The 19,136-nt window shown below is 35.8% G+C and carries 12 protein-coding genes and 1 pseudogene; 3 read left to right on the forward strand and 10 right to left on the reverse strand.

All coding sequences use genetic code 11. The features are described 5' to 3' along the window. Positions 1-1,153: 1,153 nt before the first annotated feature. Together KHA94_RS22880 and KHA94_RS22885 are read right to left on the reverse strand one after the other, a co-directional pair. The gene (locus tag KHA94_RS22880; RefSeq protein ID WP_213104409.1) at positions 1,154-2,380 is read right to left on the reverse strand and encodes an MFS transporter; all 1,227 of its coding nucleotides are present in this window, start codon (positions 2,378-2,380) and stop codon (positions 1,154-1,156) included. Positions 2,381-2,695: 315 nt separating this feature from the next. Beyond that, positions 2,696-3,256 carry a hypothetical protein gene (locus tag KHA94_RS22885; protein ID WP_420828187.1) on the reverse strand — a complete coding sequence of 187 codons (561 nt, stop codon included), beginning with the start codon at positions 3,254-3,256 and terminating at the stop codon, positions 2,696-2,698. 1,210 nt (positions 3,257-4,466) lie between these two features. Here KHA94_RS22885 and KHA94_RS22890 point away from each other — a divergent pair. Then, positions 4,467-5,792 carry an alkaline phosphatase gene (locus tag KHA94_RS22890; RefSeq protein WP_213104410.1) on the forward strand — a complete coding sequence of 442 codons (1,326 nt, stop codon included), beginning with the start codon at positions 4,467-4,469 and terminating at the stop codon, positions 5,790-5,792. Positions 5,793-6,736: 944 nt separating this feature from the next. Here KHA94_RS22890 and KHA94_RS22895 read toward each other — a convergent pair. Together KHA94_RS22895 and KHA94_RS22900 are read right to left on the reverse strand one after the other, a co-directional pair. Next, positions 6,737-7,252, reverse strand: a complete 516-nt coding sequence (locus KHA94_RS22895; protein WP_213104411.1) for a DinB family protein — start codon at positions 7,250-7,252, stop codon at positions 6,737-6,739. A gap of 550 nt (positions 7,253-7,802) precedes the next feature. Next, a complete protein-coding gene (locus tag KHA94_RS22900) occupies positions 7,803-8,522 on the reverse strand; it encodes a TerC family protein (protein ID WP_249365705.1) in 720 nt (239 codons plus the stop codon). Between the two features lie 530 nt (positions 8,523-9,052). On the opposite strand from KHA94_RS22900, the gene KHA94_RS22905 reads away from it, so the two are divergent. Continuing rightward, on the forward strand, positions 9,053-10,453 hold the full coding sequence (locus KHA94_RS22905; protein ID WP_213104413.1) for an MFS transporter: 1,401 nt from the start codon (positions 9,053-9,055) through the stop codon (positions 10,451-10,453). A 669-nt stretch (positions 10,454-11,122) separates the two neighbouring features. On the opposite strand, the gene KHA94_RS22910 is transcribed toward KHA94_RS22905, so the two are convergent. The 6 genes and pseudogenes from KHA94_RS22910 to KHA94_RS22935 form a co-directional block, all read right to left on the reverse strand. Beyond that, the gene (locus tag KHA94_RS22910) at positions 11,123-12,586 is read right to left on the reverse strand and encodes a transposase (protein ID WP_213100301.1); all 1,464 of its coding nucleotides are present in this window, start codon (positions 12,584-12,586) and stop codon (positions 11,123-11,125) included. A gap of 217 nt (positions 12,587-12,803) precedes the next feature. Beyond that, positions 12,804-13,168 (reverse strand): annotated as a pseudogene (locus KHA94_RS22915) (recombinase family protein); the annotation flags it as partial. A 90-nt stretch (positions 13,169-13,258) separates the two neighbouring features. Beyond that, positions 13,259-15,454 (reverse strand): sensor domain-containing protein, encoded by a 2,196-nt coding sequence (locus tag KHA94_RS22920; RefSeq protein ID WP_213104414.1) that lies wholly within the window; start codon positions 15,452-15,454, stop codon positions 13,259-13,261. 679 nt (positions 15,455-16,133) lie between these two features. Beyond that, the gene (locus KHA94_RS22925; RefSeq protein WP_213104415.1) at positions 16,134-16,736 is read right to left on the reverse strand and encodes a hypothetical protein; all 603 of its coding nucleotides are present in this window, start codon (positions 16,734-16,736) and stop codon (positions 16,134-16,136) included. Continuing rightward, positions 16,733-17,608 (reverse strand): ATP-binding cassette domain-containing protein, encoded by an 876-nt coding sequence (locus tag KHA94_RS22930; RefSeq protein WP_213104416.1) that lies wholly within the window; start codon positions 17,606-17,608, stop codon positions 16,733-16,735. The genes KHA94_RS22925 and KHA94_RS22930 overlap by 4 nt, the downstream gene beginning before the upstream one ends. Further along, positions 17,601-17,981 (reverse strand): GntR family transcriptional regulator, encoded by a 381-nt coding sequence (locus KHA94_RS22935; RefSeq protein WP_213104417.1) that lies wholly within the window; start codon positions 17,979-17,981, stop codon positions 17,601-17,603. Before KHA94_RS22935 ends, KHA94_RS22930 begins: the two co-directional genes overlap by 8 nt. 547 nt (positions 17,982-18,528) lie before the next feature. On the opposite strand from KHA94_RS22935, the gene KHA94_RS22940 reads away from it, so the two are divergent. Next, positions 18,529-18,942 carry a hypothetical protein gene (locus KHA94_RS22940; protein ID WP_213104418.1) on the forward strand — a complete coding sequence of 138 codons (414 nt, stop codon included), beginning with the start codon at positions 18,529-18,531 and terminating at the stop codon, positions 18,940-18,942. The last annotated feature ends 194 nt before the right edge of the window (positions 18,943-19,136 follow it).

Consider the following 19,136-nt stretch of genomic DNA (forward strand, 5'->3'; position numbering starts at 1 on the left):
TCTTTGCTGGTTGTTGTCGTCCAGCTGGAAGTAGGACCTTCCCGTCGTTATCTCTGAAAATCTTTCCCTAGATGCTAGAGCCCATATCCCGGCTTCCCCTATAGTGCATATAACCGTTTCTTCCTATAGGGCTTCGGCCTTTCCCAATGCGTCAATGGGTCGGCGAATCGCAACATTCCCTTCAACAGTTTCTGAAGGGGGAGCCATTTCGAGACTGCAGTATTCGTTAAATCCTTCTGGCCTCTAGGTTTGCTTGCCATACTGACTGTTCCTACCTTATATTCTCTGAGTAATATAGGCAGCTACGGCTTTTACGTCCGAGCAGAACGTGATTTGTTACCTCCTCACGCATCGGATATGCTAGTTGTCTGAATCGGTCAATTGACAACAGGAGACTTTCACTCCATTAGATTCTCAGCCTTGACGGCTGCTCCAACGCACACAGCTCCTCCTAGTTATCATTTACAGAATGTAGCTAATCTCTTTTCTTAAATCATAAATATTCACTTTAATTCTTGGTGATCGAAGTGGGTATTTATTAAGAAATAGACTGAATTTATCCCATGTAAAGGATTTCCTTTGGCTTCTTCTATTGAGCCATTTAAACAATAACTTTTCGATTTTGTCTTTGAAGTTGTAAACATTTTGGGTATTATCAGTGATGCATTAATAGTTGTAATAACCTATTAGTGAGCGTTTAAATCTATCCATAATCATATGAATATCTTTACTTCTATTACTCTTCAGCCATTCTTTCGTTTCTTTTAGTTTACCTTGTACTTTCTTCCTGCTTGATTTCCGTTTTACTCGAAATTTCCCTTGTTTACTTTTCCCACAATAGTGTGTAAAACCAAGGAAATCAAAAGTTGCTGGTTTACTTCTTCCCTGTTGATTTGCATTTTGCTCCGCAAACCGCCCAAAGGGAATAATTTTGGTTTTATCCTCAGCTATTTCTAAGTTAAATTCAGATATAAGTTTCTTTAATTCTAAAATCTCATTAGTTAATCGTACTTTTTCTTCATTAAAAGATTCTAAATCCTTATTAGATAAAACAGGCGCTTATCCTTATTCGAGAATTGCGCCCGGTTGTGGAACAAGGTTAAACAGAGGAACTCGGTTTCTGAATCAATTGATACACGAAAAATTTGAAATATTATAAATTTAAATCCCCATCAAAGGATTTTCTTTTCCCAACCTGAATTAAGGACAAAGATAAGACCGCAGAAATAAAGATAAGGATTGAACCTAAAATATAGACTGCACGCACTCCTATCATGTCTGAAATAAAGCCCATCAGAAAAATAGAGAATCCCGTGACAAGTGATAATAGTATTCCTTGTGAAGCATACACCTTCGGCAAATGTTGTGATTCAATATTTATTTGGAATGCAGTTTGTTGGGCGACATCTCTAATTTGGTATGCAGGTCCCATTGCAACACAAAGCAAGAGTGCAAGGATAGGGATACTTGTAAGCCCGTAGATTAAGGTGAAAAGACTAAATAATAACGAACCGACTGCCATACTAACTATTAAGTGTTTCTGAATGAGTTTTGCTAAGAGTAAGGTAAGCAAACCACCAATAATGGAACCGATATAATAGCTTGCATTAATAAAACCCCACCATTGTTCACCTTGATTCAATGCTTCTTTCACATAAACCAATGTAATAGCCCCAATCCAAATAGAACCTGCTACCCCTTCTATTACATCCATTAATGTAACCATTCTTAGCGTGCTGTTTTTCCAAAGGAAAATCCAGCCCTCTTTCATCAATTCCCATCTAGATTGATTTTCAGTTACTTTTTCATCATTCTCAATGATATATTTTGATGTAATGAAAATACACAATACAGCTATCCATACTAATACTATATTAAAAAACAAAGTAGGGTAATGTCCAAATTTTAATACCGACAAACCCGTAAAACTATACCCTGCTATTTGAGCTGATTGTGATGTGACAGATATTGAACCGTTCGCCTTCACAAGGTCATCTTTCAACACTATTTTAGGTATGAGCGAACATAGAATCGGCTTCTCTAATCCACCGACAAAGGAAATGATTAAAACGTGTATGAGTAACACATATATATGAGTTATAATTGCTTCAAAACCTATGAGCAATAATGTGAGTAATATAGCTCTAAATCCTGGAAGACTCATAAATAACTTTGAGAAAGGGAACTTTATATATATTAATGGTGACAGTAAACCTGCTACTAAATTTGCTATTGCTTGGAATAAAGGGAACATTGAGGCTATTAATGCAGATTCCGTTTTTTGATATATAAATGTGGTAATCACCATAATGTAAATTACTTCAGCAAGTGCTAAACTCGTCTTTGTCACTAGGAAACTATAAAATGGAACCTTTTTCATAACATCCCCCCACTGCATAAACCATTATTTCGATTCTTGGTATAATTAGATAACCACAACCTTTTTTATCCAATTTCATTACCTTAACATAAATGAAATAATGCCAAAATAGGACTCGGAATTGTTCCACAATCTTGCCCTTTTCATGAAGAAAGACGCTTTCCTTATTTCAGAAAAGCGCCCGTTTCTTGAATAATATAGATTTACTAAAGACTTGTGCACAGGTGACAGATGCGATGAAACTTACAAAAACAGCACTATTCTCCCATTCTTTTTAAATCGATGAGAGAATAGCGATTTTTAAAACTCTAGGAACTATTTGATTTCGATTGCCGAAGCCCTGTCATTCCAATCCGAGGCCATATTAGCAGTTGTACCATACCAATCGGAATGTCTAAATGAGACTCCTTTGCCTTTTCCTTGAGTTGACGTATGCTCCCACAGAATCGTCATATAGCTATAAGAAGGTGACGCTGTACTTAAAGAGGAAATTCTGTCATTCCAGCTGGAAGGCAAGTTTTTAAACCCAGATCTCCAATAAATATACTGTCCACCTTTATTTTTATGCTCATAGAAATCAGTACAACAAGCGCCGCTGGCCATGATACCGATTTCGTTTTCCTCGACTTTATTTTCAAGTCTCTCTTTATCTTTTTCAATAAATGCTTCGAATGTTTCCTCGCTCGTAAATCCATACGCCAACCAATCGCCATCTTGATTCTGTTCTGGCAGAACTAGGGTTATTTGTATTTCTTCGTTGGAATTGATATTTACTTCGGCCAGCGAATTCACATCTTTTTCATCCACAGTTAAATAGTGGAACGATTCAATCGTATAATCTTTTTCTGCTGCATATGTCGCTGGTACCATTACCATCAAAACGAAAAGAGAACATATTACGGAAAGACAAAGTTTTTTTATTCGCAAAATTTTCCACTCCCTATTATTTTACTTTAGATACTTTTGCGTAAAAAGTGAACCGATATTGATAGCCCTCGCGTAAAATCTTGACGGAACAGCCAATTTTGGGTTGTAAACCAATGGCTAAATCTCGTTTCGTTCCTCAGCCGTTTATACGAAACTTGTTGGGGGATGATGCATTTTGGTCCTTAGACTGTGGCGAAAATGCAAAAAACATTGAAAAGCATAAAATAAACAGTAACAGCTATTTCTTATAGTTCCTTGAGGGATAAATCCATTTTTCTCCTTTCCTCCCTATATTAACTAAGAGTTTACAGTATAAAAAATGGAATGGAAGATAAAAATTACCTATTTATTTTTATCAGACTTATGAATTATAGATCTTTCTTTAAAGATTGAACCTATATTTAGCCAATTTTCTTTACAACTTTTGTTCAAGAAAATGGCCCTTTAACGGAACAACTCTATTTTCAATTAACAGTTCATTAATGCTCCTTTTAATTCAAATGTTCTTTCCTTTTACTATAAAAACACCCCTTTAGATAAATATCCAAAGGGGTGAAACGTCGCAACTTTTTTGAAAACATCGTGACTTTATTTCAAATCTGCATGAAGCATTTATTTTTAACTTAGCTTGATGGACATGTGGTAGGGCTCCTTATATCATAAACAAGGAACCCGAATTCCCCAATTCAAATCGAAGTATTGAATTGGAAATTGGGAAAGAGATTCACGTAACTGGCTTCGCTTGTCAAAGCTGGTTAATGTGAGGCGAGTATGAGACATGCCATCAAAATGAATAGATTTACAGAAGCCTTAACTTCAATAAAAGAAATCCTATTACTTCCAAAATAGTAAATATTATTTCATGATAGTAAATATTGTTTAGTGATTATGAATGGAATATTTAGAATTGTCCAGATCCTTAGGGCTAACCCGGATTTTTCATTTCAAAAATTACAATTAACTTTATATCAAAAGTACCTATTTTCCGAAAAATATGTAGATGGATTATGTTTAAACACCTATACAATTTCTTTTGGACTTGTTAGTAAAATGATATTTGTCCCATTTTCTCCATTTAACCTTTAATTTACTTTCAAGTAACACTATGTCTACACTCAAAATCTATACTTATCCTATAAATACCTTAGGAGGAGTTATAATGAAAAAGAAATCTATTAAAAAGAAACTAATCCCGTTTGCTGTTGTGTCTTCACTCGCGCTTGGAGCCCTTGTAGGAAGTTTTTCAGTTCCAACGGCAGATGCGAAATCAAATAATCAAAATAGCAATAATGGTAAAGCTAAAAATGTTATTTTCATGGTTCCAGATGGCTACTCTGCTTCTTATGCAACGAACTACAGATGGTATAAAGGTGAGGAAACTGTGTTAGATTCTATGCTAGTTGGGATGCATCGTACCTATTCTGCTAACACAGAGATAACAGACTCAGCTGCTGCAGGTACTGCGATGGCGACTGGAGTCAAAACAAATAATGGGATGATTAGTACATCTCCGGATGGTAAAGAATTAAAAACCATTCTTGAAGCTGCAGAAGAAAATGGGAAATCGTCAGGTTTAGTCGCTACTTCAACGATTACACATGCAACACCAGCTGTATTTGCTTCTCATGTTGCTTCACGTTCAAATGAAGCAGATATTGCACCACAATTACTTGAAAATGGTGTCGATGTTCTTCTTGGAGGAGGTAAACAATACTTCCCTGAATCCTTATTGAATGAGGCATCAGAAAATGGTTATCAATATGTTACAAATCAAGAAGAGCTTAAAAATGTAAAAAAAGCGGATAAGCTTATCGGACTATTCGCTGAAGATGGCATGGCACCTGAATTGGATCGCGACGAAACCAATCAACCAAGCCTTGCAGAAATGACAGAATCTGCATTAGATATTCTTAAAAAGGATAAAGACGGTTTCTTTTTAATGGTTGAAGGTAGCCAAATTGATTGGGCTGGCCATGATAATGATGCTGCATGGGCAATGAAAGATAGTGAAGCATTTGAACTTGCTGTTGAGGAAGCAGTAGAATTTGCAAAGAAGGATGGCAACACATTAGTAGTTGTTGCTGGTGACCATGATACTGGCGGAATGTCAGTCGGTGGTTATGGTAAAGGAGACGCAAATCTTGAAGTATTGCGTAATGTTTCAGCAACTGGTGATTTCATGGAAAGCAAATTGAACGCTGACCGCAGTAATGTAAAGGAAATTGTTAAGCAGTATACAAACCTTGATTTAACAGATGCTGAAGCTGAGAGAATCAAAACTGCTAAAACCCCATCGATGGCTATCAATCAAGTCGTTTCTGAACGTGCAATCGTTGGCTGGACAAGCACAGGTCACACTGGTACAGACGTTCCTTTATATGCATTCGGACCAGGGTCTCACTTATTTAACGGATTACATGAAAACACAGACCTACCTGTATTAATGGCCGAAGCAATGAAAATTAAATTCAACCCAGGAAAATAAGGTTCTATATGAAAAGATCTGTTTAGATACAGACCTTTCAGAGTGTCGACAAAGGATGATAGTAAGCGAGAATTAAAAGCAATTTATAATAAACATGGACGTGTATCTTTTCGTAAACTAAAAGAAGTATCAACTATATCGATTTCTACAATCTTTAGAAGATTTCATACAACTAAAATTAATGAAGTATGGGATGAAGTTTTAAAAGATAATAAATAATTCGATTTTAAATGATCGAATTAAAAACAATGTTTAAACGCTAAATTACATTCAAAATGGGTAGTCATATTTTGTACTGACTGCCCATTTTAAATTATTTCTAAGTCATGTTGCGAAAAGTTGTAGTAAGTAGCAAACTCCCATTTAAAACTACAATTCATCGAGGCAACTGTATCCATCACCTGATTGTGGTTTCAATATACTCATAAGTTCGAGCGCGGACATTGTTGCTCTCGTTGCCATTCTTGTCGGAAAGTCGAATTAATATAATTCCTCTATTACTTGATAACTATCTAATCCATGATTCCATCCCAATAAATAAACTGAAGCCAAACAAGGATTTTCTAAATTCTTATTAGAATCCGATAGTACAGCAAATCCTATTATTTTCTCTTTTGGATTAGTAATTACTCCCATCAACCCTTTTGAATCCAATAATTCATTCGGAAAATCACTTTTACATCGTCATGTTCAATGTTCCTATTATTTCTCCTTTTGTAAGTAATTAATAACGATTTCATGTTAGTTCACAACTATTTGTTTTTCAAAAGGAAATAATGACAATATGAGCTAATAAACATGCGTAAAAAGTGCATTTTCCAATAACAAAATGGTCTTTATTGAGATTAAAAAGAAATAAAATGGAAAGGAGATCATAAATTGATCTCTTTTTCACTTTTTTCTTTTTAAGAAGTGCGCCCGTTTGTGAAATTGGCAAAGGCAGTCTAATTGTCGAATAGCCCTCGTCCTCTCAGATTTGCGGAAACAGGCTCCTTTCCTATTTCACGTGCCCATATAGATAACTGGCCAATATGGTGAATTTCGTGGACAATGACATGACGTATGATCTCTCCGTGTGTACATTCAATGACTCGGCGCCTGATTGGTGCGTCTCTAGAGCTAATCGGTTCTTCATTGAAATCAGATTCTGAAAGTTTCCGAGATTCCATTTCATTTGTCCAAGATGTCACAAATGGCTTCACTTTCTCATCGTATTGAGCTGAAAGATTTTTCACTTTTTGTAAACTAGCATAATCCTCAAACAATGGCTCCTCAGGCACTGGTTCACTTCGCAAACCTAAGATCCACATATATTCCACATCTATAATGTGAAACAGGGTATGTAGGATACTTTCGAACCCACCGACCCGTTTCTTTAATAGTTCTTCATCCGATATGTCTTCGCACCATGTAAACCAATCATCACGAACTTGCCAGTTATATTGAAACAGTTTCAACATCACAACAACCTCCATCTTTTATATATTTAATATCTAAGTTTTCTCCAAAAGACTTCAAAATCCTTTTTTAGATAATAACTCTAAAAAAACTTGTTAAAATCCTTCACAAACGGCCCGATTGTGGAACAAGAAAAAATCTTGCATGTCAACACTGGATTTTTAATCAAACATTATAATAAATTATCAATACTTATTTTAAATGATCCATCTTTTTTATAAAACTACAGTTATCCTGAACCAGTATTAAACAAATATCCTTGGCATGTTCCCGAAAAAAAACTAGGGGTCAATTCATAGAATTGACCCCTTCTCTATAGCTAATTATTTATTTGGCTGTGTTAGAGCTCTGTGTTGATAATGCTATTTTGTTGTTGGTTTTCGCCGCAGGCGCGAGCTCCTCGAAAATGCTAACGCATTTCCTTCGTGCGGTGATTATTCTAGGAAGCTTATTCAATATCCTGCGGGAGCGATAGCGACGAGGAGGCTTCCGGACCGCCCGCTACGCTTTAGTGCCTGCAGCGGAAATCAACAGGGAAGTTTACATAGCCACTTATTTTTTATTTGTTACTGGGATTTCATTCTGTTCATTTTTTCTTTTATTAATAAAGTGAATAACAAATGTCAGCAGGAATGCCAGGATTAGTATTCCAAAAAACACTAAAGGATCAAGTTCGTATCCGAAGACACTTGCAAACATTTTTGCAGCGATGATTGCAATTAAAATAAATGCAGTATTTTCTAATTCAGGCACTTTTTCAATGAGAACGAGAAAAAACTTTGCAACCGTCCGCATCATCAAAATACCAAGCATCCCACCAATTAATAAAATCCAAACTTCCTCTGATACAGCAAATGCTGCTAAAATACTGTCTACAGAGAATGCTAAGTCCATTATTTCTACTGAAATAACGGTTGCCCAAAATATACCAAATGTACGAACTAGCCAGCTGTCCTTCTTCATGCCGTTCGTTTCTTCATCATTTTCCCCAATCCAGAAATGCTTAATGACAATCCAAGCTAAGTAAGCAGCTCCCAGTACCTTTATCCACCAAAATTTTATGAGCAGCGTCCCTAATCCTATGAATATGAATCTGAAGAAATATGCTCCAAACAAGCCATATGTTAAAGCTTTTTTTTGCTGTTTTTTTGGGAGATGCTTCACCATTACTGCAAGAACAAGAGCATTATCTGCAGATAATAAACCTTCCAGAATGACCAGTGTGCCAATATATCCCCAAGAAACAGGGTCTGATAAAACCTTTACCCACATCTCCCAATCAAAAAATGAAGCATACGTGTCTAGTAAATGATTAAGAATTTCCACAAAAAAGACTCCTTTAAGTTAAGGTTTCATTATTAATGTTTTTTTCCTCATTCATTTTTCTATTATCGAACCGAATATCACACTTCTTTCTTATGATTCCATATTAATGAATTCATTATACAGATAAGGTAAAACGAAAATGAATTTAGGGATTGAACATAATAATTATAGTGAAATAGTATTAAATTTACTAATTGTATACTTGAAGTGAAGACAAAAAAAGCCAGAATCCAAAACAATAATGAAGGCATTTTGGAATCCCGTTAGCCATCATCTTCCATAATCGCGCTTTTTTGTTGAATGCGGAATATTGAAAATCATGAAAAGGCTACAAAAATAGTTTCTCAGTTATTATGTAAAGCCACCCATTGGTAAGGTGAAAAATGTTGTAAAGTTTCAGATAATACAATATAGTTTTTAGAATTTATTTTCATTTTTAGATAATAATATATCATGTTAAGGGGCTGACATGATATATGAAATTTAACAAGAAAAAAATCAACGTTGTAAATATGAAACAAACAAAGAAAAGCGTGTTTGCTACAGCAGTAGGAAACGCTATGGAATGGTTTGATTTTGGATTATATTCATATTTAGCTGTTATTATTAGTCAAAACTTTTTTAGTGCTGTTAAGAATGATGAGATAAAATTAGTTTTCACATTTGCCACATTTGCGATTGCCTTTTTAATGCGCCCATTAGGCGGTATTATATTTGGTAAAATCGGAGATAAATTAGGTAGAAAAATCGTTTTAACAACTACGATTATTTTAATGGCTATTTCCACATTACTTATCGGTTTATTACCTACATATAATCAAATAGGTATATGGGCACCTATACTCCTATTAATAGCAAGAATTATTCAGGGTTTTTCGACTGGTGGCGAATACGCTGGTGCAATGGTCTACATTGCAGAATCTTCTCCAGACAATAAACGTAATATGCTTGGAAGTGGTTTAGAAATTGGTACGCTCACTGGTTATATATTAGCTTCACTACTTGCCAGCATACTCTTTATCACTTTATCTGATCAGCAGATGGCCTCGTGGGGTTGGAGAATACCGTTTCTACTCGGTTTACCATTAGGGCTTATTGGGTTTTACTTAAGAGGCAGCTTAGATGAATCACCGATTTTTGAAAATGAACTTTCTGATGACGAAGTCCAAGAGGAAGGCTTCCTAACTATTTTAAGAAATCACAAAAGGGATGTTCTTGTATGCTTTGTAGCTGTCGCATTTTTTAATATTACAAACTATATGCTATTATCATACATGCCTTCTTATTTAAATCAGATAATTGGATTATCTAGTACGATAGGAACCGTATTAATTACTATTATGATGGTTATTATGGTGCCACTTGCTTTCATGTTTGGTAAGCTCAGTGATAAAATTGGAAACAAGACTGTTTTCTTAATTGGTTTAGGGGGATTAACCCTATTATCTGTCCTTGCTTTCTATTTAATAAACTTGAATACGATAATATTTATTTCTTTAGGAATTTTAATTCTGGGTGTTTTTCTTTCAACTTATGAAGGCACAATGCCTGGATCGTTACCAACTATGTTCTACACAGATATTCGATATAGAACATTAGCTGTTACCTTTAATGTCTCTGTTTCATTATTTGGTGGGACTACCCCATTATTTTCAACATGGCTAGTCCACCAAACTGGGAATAACTTAGCACCTGGTTTCTATTTAACAATCGTTAGTATTATCGGATTTCTAGTGATATCATTCTTTTTCAGTAACACCTCAGGAAAATCTCTAAAAGGTTCTTACCCAACAGTTGCTTCAAAGTCTGAGTATAAAGAAGCTGTTGAAAATCCAAAGGATTCATTATGGTGGAAAACAGAACAAAGAAAAAAATAAATTGAATCAAAAAAGCACCTTTTCAATATTGAACTGCTACTCGGGATATGGACACTCAAAAAGAGTGTCTGTATTTCGGGTTTTTGTTTTACTTAATTAACTTTTAAAAATATGTAACGACAAATAAAAGGGTTAACTGAAATGATCATTATTCCTATAATGGGTCCCTGCAATTCAAAATCCGGAAAACATACGCAAACTATGTTCAAAAATATCTGGAGTTACTGAACACCTTATGACGATATGTACCCACTTACTAATATGTTTGATTGTTAATATAAGCATTTTTAATTTTATGTTAAGAGGTCGCTTCAGGAATTTTGGGACAATACTAAGAAATATTAATAAAAAATCGAATTTCTCAGTATAAAATCGGGAAATTGAACATTTTTCGTTATCCCGGAAAATGGCCCTTTAATGGTATAAGGAACTATTATTTGTTCCCTTCCGACAGCTTTCTGTACAATGAAGCCCTCGATCTGAAACTCCCATAGCTAAAGCAATGGGGTTCTTGAGCGACTAGCTTGTTTCTTCTATACTCTCCCCTGCCTTAATATACAATAGGGTACAACATACAGACACTACAAAGCGTTTGCTCAAGACTTCTACAGCCAAACACCTCAGCGGTGCTTATCGACTGCATGGGCTCGTTTCTAACCCAACATTCCTTTAAATTCCAAAACTACTTATTTTGTTTTGATTACTTGATTTTATTCGTATGATTTCTATGTCATGTAGTTTCTTAAAATGATCATATGCATCTACACATAAATACCTATTAATGCTATCAAGAGATTCCGTTACATTTTTAATGAGATAAGCAGAGTACAAATCACGTTGGACACGTTCATTTCTTATAAGATTCCATCTTTCAGACAATGATTTCTTTTGAAAGGTGTTCGTCTCGTGATGATACTGACTAGCTTTTGCCTTCGAGGTGTTGATCTTTTTCAGTTCTATGCCAAAGATAGATCGCTTTTGTTCTAAGATGGTTATAAGCATAGAGGGAGCTTTCCTAGCTATAGATTTCCCAAACCGTTTCTTTCGGTTGAAACGTCCGTTCTTGTTTCTAGTAGTTTCTTTTGCCCGTTTTTGAAGGGCTTGAAAATTCATGGTTTCAATGAAGAATTCATCACCTTGTTCTATTATTTGATTCGCTAAACAACAATGGTCCTGTTTTCGATAGACGGAATGAAGTCGATTTATTTCTTGAAATGCTGCCTTTAGCTTTCCGTATCGTTTGGATTGCACCCATCTCTTTGAGGAGCGATTAATGGTTCCGTCTTTATTAAACTTCTCTGGATTCATGGCCCTTCGGCTTCGGTCCATGGCCCGTTGAATTAGTCGGATTTCTTTTTGAATATGTATGACACTGGGGGCTAGTTCAACTAAAGATGCTTTAGAATCTGACACAATCGCGGCTGTTTGTGTACCAATGTCAATGCCAACTCTGCCTTTTCCAAGTTTGCCCTTTATTCCAACTTGATTATATTTTTGAGGAGGTGTACCTTCCAAGATCAGTTGAATTTGATATCGAATGGTTCCTTTCATAAAGGTTCGCAGAATCCGTGAATATTTTACTCTACTTTCTAGAGCAAGAAACACATAGTCATCCTTTGGTTTTATTCGAACAGGCAGCTCTAATCCCAGCCAATAAATCTTTCTGTCTTTATAACGAATCCCAGCGGCGTTCGTTTTTCCCTCTACAGAATTCAACTTTCCGAATCCTTTAAAAGACACTTTTGTCGCCATCCCTATTTGTTTCTTTTTAACTGCATGGTGTGCACGAGATGCGAGTTTTTGAGCTGTATGAGAATCAATTAAATGTTTAAATCTAGTTTGCATAGACTTTACATATGTATGGAGTGCGTATTCCTCTAATTTAAATCGTTTGTTCAATTGACGGAATGTAGTGGATCGTAGTTTGCGTTCTGATGGGGTCGATGAAGGAAGTTTACGGGCTTTCTGATAATCCTTAGATTCTTGCATGACTCGCAATCGTTTATCCGCTTCTGCTAAACATGCGTTATAGATTTTTCGAGCAATCTCAAACCTTTTTTCAAGAATATTGGCCTCATGATGTCGAGTTTGAAGAGGAAGTGTTAATACATAACTGGACGTAGAAGAAGCCATGAAGCAGCCTCCTTTCCTTCTCTTGCCTATTATTATATGAAAATCGTTTAATGGATTTTATTGATTATTCACCGCAGTTGGAACCTAAAGACCATTTCTAACATAGTATATCAGATTTACAGATTAAAGAACATATGTTTCTATATAAATCTTCAGATATTTTAAGTACCGCTAACGATTTTGACCTTTTAGCGGTACTCTGTATCTGACCTCACTTTCATCCCACGTCTAAAGACGGGCTATGCCCGGTGTGGGCTTTCTCGTTCGGGAAATCTGTAATTTCACAAATTTGATTTACAGTTATACCTCCCTCTTTATATAGCTGTACTGCATAATTCATTCCTGCGTGATTTTTATGATATTTTTTTCAGCATGGCCATTGATCTTGCCTTCCTTTTTTGCAAGTTCAATCCCTTCATGTTGTCGCATCTTGATTAGATCCCGTTCTAGCTGGCTCACACCGGCCATCACTGTAATCAAGAATTGGCTGTACGGATTCTCTTCTGCCAAATCGAGCCATGTATCCTTAAGAGATTTTAAGTTTGCTTTTTTACCCCGTATGTAATCAATCAACTTAAATAAGGGATCCAACCAACAAAACGCGTTTTGTTGGTGGAACCCCTATAACAATTCCATTATCGATTGATCTATTGTCTACGAGCTTAATAATATCTATATTAAGAAAGATTGATTTGTTTTTTGTTTAATCAAATTTTCGAATTCATTTTTCGGAAGAGGTTTGCTTACATAAAATCCTTGAATTTCATCGCACCCTATTTCTTCTAATACGTTAATCACTTCCTTAGTTTCGATGCCTTCTGCTACAACCTTTAAATTTAACTCATGGGCAAGAAGTGTAATCGCTTTCACTATGGCAATGTCATCCATATTTCGTGAAACCTCATGAATAAATGTTCGATCAATTTTTAATGCATGGATTGGAAACTTCCGCAGATAATTTAAAGATGAATAGCCTTTTCCAAAATCATCAATAGCCACTGTAATACCCATTTTTCTCAGTTCATTTAAACATTCAATACATTCTTCAGTTTGATTTATGAAGCTATTTTCTGTAATTTCAATTTCTAGAAGATTCGGGTCTAGCCCAGTCTGCTCTAAAACCTGCTGAACCACATGTTGAAAATTAGGAGTACGAAAATGGAGTGGTGAAATATTAACAGACACCTTCATAGGTTTGGAAAATTGCGTATCATTCCATTTCTTATTTTGTTCACAAGCCTTTTCTAACACCCATCGATCAATTTTAAGAATTAACCCCGTTTCCTCTGCAATCGGGATAAACGTATCTGGGGGAATACTTCCAATCTCCTCATTATTCCAGCGTAATAAAGCCTCCATACCATTCATTTCTTTTGTAATTAAGTCGATCTTAGGTTGGAAATATAATTCAAACTCATGCTGATCGATTGCTTTACGTAAATGGTATTCTATGAGTAATGCCTTTTCCTGTGATTGACAAATTTCTTCTTCATAGATTTTATACGTACTTCGACCATATGTTTTGGCCGTATACATAGCGGCATCTGCATTTCTAATTAACTCTTCACTTGTCTCACCATGCTCTGGAAACAGACTAATCCCAATGCTGCATGTAGCATTTATCTCTAGTTGGTTAGGTAAATTTATTGATTGTTCTAAAAGTAAAAGTATTTGCTTTGCTTTCATCATTGCTTCTTCATGATTTTTAATTTGCGGAAAAATGATAATAAATTCATCTCCAGCAAAACGATATAGACGTGAATTTTCACATATAGCTTTTTTAAACAGGGAAGAAACTTTTGTAATTAAACAATCCCCAACACTATGACCAAAAGAATCATTAATATGCTTAAAGCGATCTAAATCAATGTAAAATAAAGCAAATCTATCATTAGTAATTAGAAATTCCTCAATAATGTGATTTAAATCCTCGTTCAGCTTACGACGATTTGGTAAGCTAGTTAATGAATCGTGATAGGCTAAAAATTCTACTTCCTGCTTAGCTTCGTGAAGTTCAGTAATATCACTCATACAACCTATGACTTCTACAACCTTTCCATTACTAATAATGGGAGAAAGATAGGTTAATAGCTGTCGACCTCGAAAGGAATAATTATACGAGACCTGTCGTCCTAAAAAGGCTTCGCAATAATATTTTTCTAACATTAATTGCAGTTCCTCTGAAAAAATGTCTTTCGGACTTTTATTCAGCATTTTTTCCTTTTCCAAGCCTAATTCATAAGCTAATTTTCCCTCATTAAGGGTATAAACGAATTGTCCATTCTTATCTTTGACGACTTTAAAAATTAGATTTTGCATGGAAGTGACAACATGGCGGTAATCATTTTGTAAGGCGGTTATTAATTTTTCCTGTGCATTCTTTCCCTCAGAGATGTCTGTACGAATAGCTATATACATAATCGTATTTCCAGTAAGATCCTTTAATGGGACAATGGTTGTCTTTACCCAGTAATACGAACCATCTTTTGCTTTATTCTTCACCTCACCTTCCCATACTTCACCCTGTCTAATTTGATTCCACATTTCCCCAAAAAATTGTTTATCATGATGACCTGAATTTAAAATGCGATGATCATTTCCTATCAGTTCCTTACGGCTAAACTTTGAAAGTTCACAAAATTTATCATTCGCATAAATAATTTTCCCATTTGTGTCTGTAGCAGCAACAATCGCAGAAACATCAAGTGCATATTTTAAATTGGAGAAATCCTCTAGGAAATGTCCTATTTGAAGAATATCCTGTTCCATTTCTAAAAGATTTTTGTAATTCTTATGACCATTCCTAATCAACTCTTTTAAAGAATCTATCCATGGCTGCACTTGCTTATCTTCAAACATATCAGCCATCATTTCACTCCTTTACCTCGCTGTTATTTTTATTAACACTATCGAATAAAAATACAATTTAAGTAACTTAAGAAAATAATTAATAACGAATGCCTATGCAAAAAAACTAGGGAAATTCTATTAAAAAAATGTAATATCTTTCTAAAAGAAAGGTATTTTTTAGTAATTTAATACCTTTTTATCACATTTTGTCGTTTATTACAATATCATGTCATTTTTACACTATTTACACATTAACAATGAATATTCATGCAAGATACCTTACGATTAATAAATAGAAAGGAAAGTGTACACAAAAACTTGTGATAAGGGGCGATTACTGAGGCGGGTGTTCTTAGCGCTATAAAAAGGGGTATTCGGATTATCGTGTGGAATTATAACAGATTTGTGTATGCTTAAAATATTCTTGATTTCTAAATAGTGAAGTTCTGAAAGGCTTGAAAACACTAACTTCCGGAGCGTGTGAAAAGTAAAAGTAATTCTATCTACTCGACATAAGCCCTCGATATGCTTTCATGGGAACATATCGAGGGTATATTTTTGTGGTAAAAAATTGAGTAGAGTTGTGGAGATAAAATGAATGTAAATTTTCAGCTTTTAATTTTGTTGGTATATGCAAAACTTATATCACATGAAATCGTGATACCAGAACATTTGAAAATGGTGGGCATAAGACCACTCAGCTTTTCAAAGGAATTTGAGAAATTATCCGTGGTAGAATTAGTAACAATGCAGCTAATAGCAATAATATCGACCCTATTACGGCCATGTCTGATAAAGCAAGAATTCTAGGTACTGTAGTTATAGTGTGAAACATCGCTATAGCACCTAATACCCCAAGTATTGCCATGTACCATTTCCTCATTTGAAAACCCACCACAGAAGTCCAGCCTATGAAAAAAAATAGGGGCATTTGCAGATAATGTGTAATTGCAGAAGGTAGTGAAATGCTATCATAGTAAATTACTGAACCTAAAAGCGGTATGAGCAGAAACAATGATATAATGCTTATGGCTCCTGTATATGCCCAAAAGAACTGTTTTCTGGTCAGGCCCTTTGACACAAATAGCTTTGTTGCAACCAACGGATATACAATCCCTATTACCAAAAGGTATATTTTAGGGGAATATATAATAGAAATTGGTATCCATGAAGTATCATCTATTGTTACATAGGAAAATACTATAAGAAGTATTGCCATTATAAAGGCATAGATACCTATAAACCAACATATGCCCTTAGCCTGTATTGATAGTAGAAGTTTCAAAGCTGTTTTCGTCATTCCTCTTTCCCTCCTCTTTCGGTCATATAGATGAATAAATCCTGCAGTGAGGGGTGAGAGAATTCAAGGCCTTTTTTTTCCGCAGCAAGGCGATCATTTTCTGACAACTCCCCGAACAATACAACCTCTTTCTGTCGGCCTAAGACCCGCTGGGACAGGATTTCACGACCATTTGTGAAGCTATTTACAACTTCGCTAAATCCTGTCACGACTGTTCCTTTTGAGCGCAGGTTATCATAGTCGTCGTGGGCTATTACCTGCCCCTTGTTAATAATTATGGTTTCGCTGAAAAGCCCCTCCATCTCATTGACAAAATGTGTTGAAAACAAAATAAGCTTTGGCCTCTGCGTATAGTCTGATAAAAGTTCGCTGATAAACAGTTTGCGCATGGCAGCATCCATGCCGAGATATGCCTCGTCATATAGGGTAATCGGCGTCTGTCCTGCTAGACCGATAATTACACGTACTGCCGAACGCATACCGTGACTTAAGTCTCTCATTTTCTTCTTTACAGGTATTTCAAACAGCTTTATAAGTTTTTCTGCATAGGCAGCATCCCAGTTTGGACGGAGTGCAGCTGTTATTTTAATAAGTTCCTTTGCCTGAAAGGCATTTTCTATTTCACTCTGATCGTCATCTATAAGAGCAATTTGTGGCATTATATTCCTGCTTTCATAAGGATTTTCGCCAGATATGGTTATTGTACCTGAGGTTGGCCTGCGAAAGGCGCAGAGCAGAGACAAAAGTGAGGTCTTACCTGCTCCGTTCCTGCCAAGCAGCCCGCAGATTGCCTGATCGGGAAGTTTTAAACTTACATTATTGAGCGCAACGGTATTTCCATATTTAAGTGATACATTTTCAAGATTAATCATTTTTTTCTCCTTTCCAAGCACTATCGATCATTTCATGAATCTCCTGGAGGGAAAAACCCAGGGGTTTTGCCAGAGCTGTCAGAGGCTCTATTTGTTCCTGAAAAAATGCCTGTGAAAAGCGCTTTTTAAGCTTCTCAGGGGCATCGGGGCTCACATACATTCCAAGTCCGCGCTTCTTATAAATTATGCCCTCATCTACAAGAAGATTGATTCCTTTCAGTACTGTGACGGGATTTATGTTGTAATGGCTGACAAGCTGGCTGTTTGAGGGGATTTGTTCATCAGGTAACAGCCGCCCATTGAGAATATCCTCCTCAATTGTCTCTTTGATTTGTATATAAATGGGACGGTTACTGTCCAGAACTGACTTCATGTCGTCCTCCTTTCACTTATAGTGTTATTGTATAGTGGTATTATACAAGGGTATAATACCTGTCGCGAAATATTACAAGCGATTATTAAAAATTATAAAAATTAATGCAAACTCATCATACATGTACCCATGTTTTTAAAGGTATTAATGCCTATGATTATTTGAATTCTAAAGAGTTAGCAGACCCTAGTTCAGAAAAATATAATATGAATACGGAATTATGTAGTATAACTTGCCGCCGACAAGGCCCCACTAGGCACAGTCAGCATCTTTTTTATATCTATAAAAAAGGAGTACTCGGAGCTTCTTTCGGATAGGTGCAGATGTTTCCTGAAAATGAAAGAGGAAAATCCTCCATTTCAGCAGAATATTGCAATTACTGCGGATATATTTTATCTCTTAACGTGGATTATCCCAAGAACATAGGGTAGCGCCTGTTATTCCATTATCGGGGGCACTTATTGATAGACAGTGCGCCTTTTCTTAATCGGGCCATATTGTTGCATAGCGCAGGAGGTTTGTAAGAAATCTATGGGAGGTAAAAAAGATGAAGCAAACAATAAGAGCAAGGATGCTGGGCATTTATGATTTGTTTTTGGCGACAGGTGCAATTTGGATAGGAGCTAAAATGGTGAAGTCAAGTAGTGAGATCTTTGCCGAAGAATATCCTGATAGTTGGGCATCTAGGCTTCCTTTTGATAGTTGGGTTATGCCTGGGGTTCTCGCAATTGTCATATTTGGACTGGGTAATATTATAGCGGCGGTGTTTACTTTAAAAACAAGGCATAACAGTTCGTGGAATGTATCTGCCATTATGGGAGCAATTTTCTTTTTTAGTTTGATTTTTCAGCGCATTATTTTAGAGGAATCATATATAGTAACTAATCCGTTTTTAGCTTTGAGCGTTATTCAGTTATGTCTGGGTGGATACGTGTTTTTTGGTTATAGAAAGGGGCTCTAATTGTGACCAAAAATAAAATTGGAATATTTTCACAAATTGGCGCTTTTGGTGGAATAAGGAAGCGCCCTTTCTGCTTCATTGAACGATAGATACGATAACTAAATGGAATATTACGAAATCACCCTTTTCGCGGGAATCTTAAACCCTCTTTCCACTCGATAATTTGAATACCTAAAAAAGGTAGCTGGTACAGT

This window comes from Cytobacillus citreus (assembly GCF_018343665.1).
In the GTDB taxonomy this organism is placed as follows: Bacteria; Bacillota; Bacilli; order Bacillales; family Cytobacillaceae; genus Cytobacillus; species Cytobacillus citreus.

What these genes read in the sequence shown, in the direction of transcription:
- KHA94_RS22880 (WP_213104409.1), bottom strand. Translation starts at nt 2,380, where the DNA reads ATGAAAAAGGTTCCATTTTATAGTTTCCTAGTGACAAAGACGAGTTTA.
- KHA94_RS22885 (WP_420828187.1), bottom strand. Translation starts at nt 3,256, where the DNA reads ATGGTAATGGTACCAGCGACATATGCAGCAGAAAAAGATTATACGATT.
- KHA94_RS22890 (WP_213104410.1), top strand. Translation starts at nt 4,467, where the DNA reads ATGAAAAAGAAATCTATTAAAAAGAAACTAATCCCGTTTGCTGTTGTG.
- KHA94_RS22895 (WP_213104411.1), bottom strand. Translation starts at nt 7,252, where the DNA reads ATGTTGAAACTGTTTCAATATAACTGGCAAGTTCGTGATGATTGGTTT.
- KHA94_RS22900 (WP_249365705.1), bottom strand. Translation starts at nt 8,522, where the DNA reads ATGTGGGTAAAGGTTTTATCAGACCCTGTTTCTTGGGGATATATTGGC.
- KHA94_RS22905 (WP_213104413.1), top strand. Translation starts at nt 9,053, where the DNA reads ATGAAATTTAACAAGAAAAAAATCAACGTTGTAAATATGAAACAAACA.
- KHA94_RS22910 (WP_213100301.1), bottom strand. Translation starts at nt 12,586, where the DNA reads ATGGCTTCTTCTACGTCCAGTTATGTATTAACACTTCCTCTTCAAACT.
- KHA94_RS22920 (WP_213104414.1), bottom strand. Translation starts at nt 15,454, where the DNA reads ATGGCTGATATGTTTGAAGATAAGCAAGTGCAGCCATGGATAGATTCT.
- KHA94_RS22925 (WP_213104415.1), bottom strand. Translation starts at nt 16,736, where the DNA reads ATGACGAAAACAGCTTTGAAACTTCTACTATCAATACAGGCTAAGGGC.
- KHA94_RS22930 (WP_213104416.1), bottom strand. Translation starts at nt 17,608, where the DNA reads ATGATTAATCTTGAAAATGTATCACTTAAATATGGAAATACCGTTGCG.
- KHA94_RS22935 (WP_213104417.1), bottom strand. Translation starts at nt 17,981, where the DNA reads ATGAAGTCAGTTCTGGACAGTAACCGTCCCATTTATATACAAATCAAA.
- KHA94_RS22940 (WP_213104418.1), top strand. Translation starts at nt 18,529, where the DNA reads ATGAAGCAAACAATAAGAGCAAGGATGCTGGGCATTTATGATTTGTTT.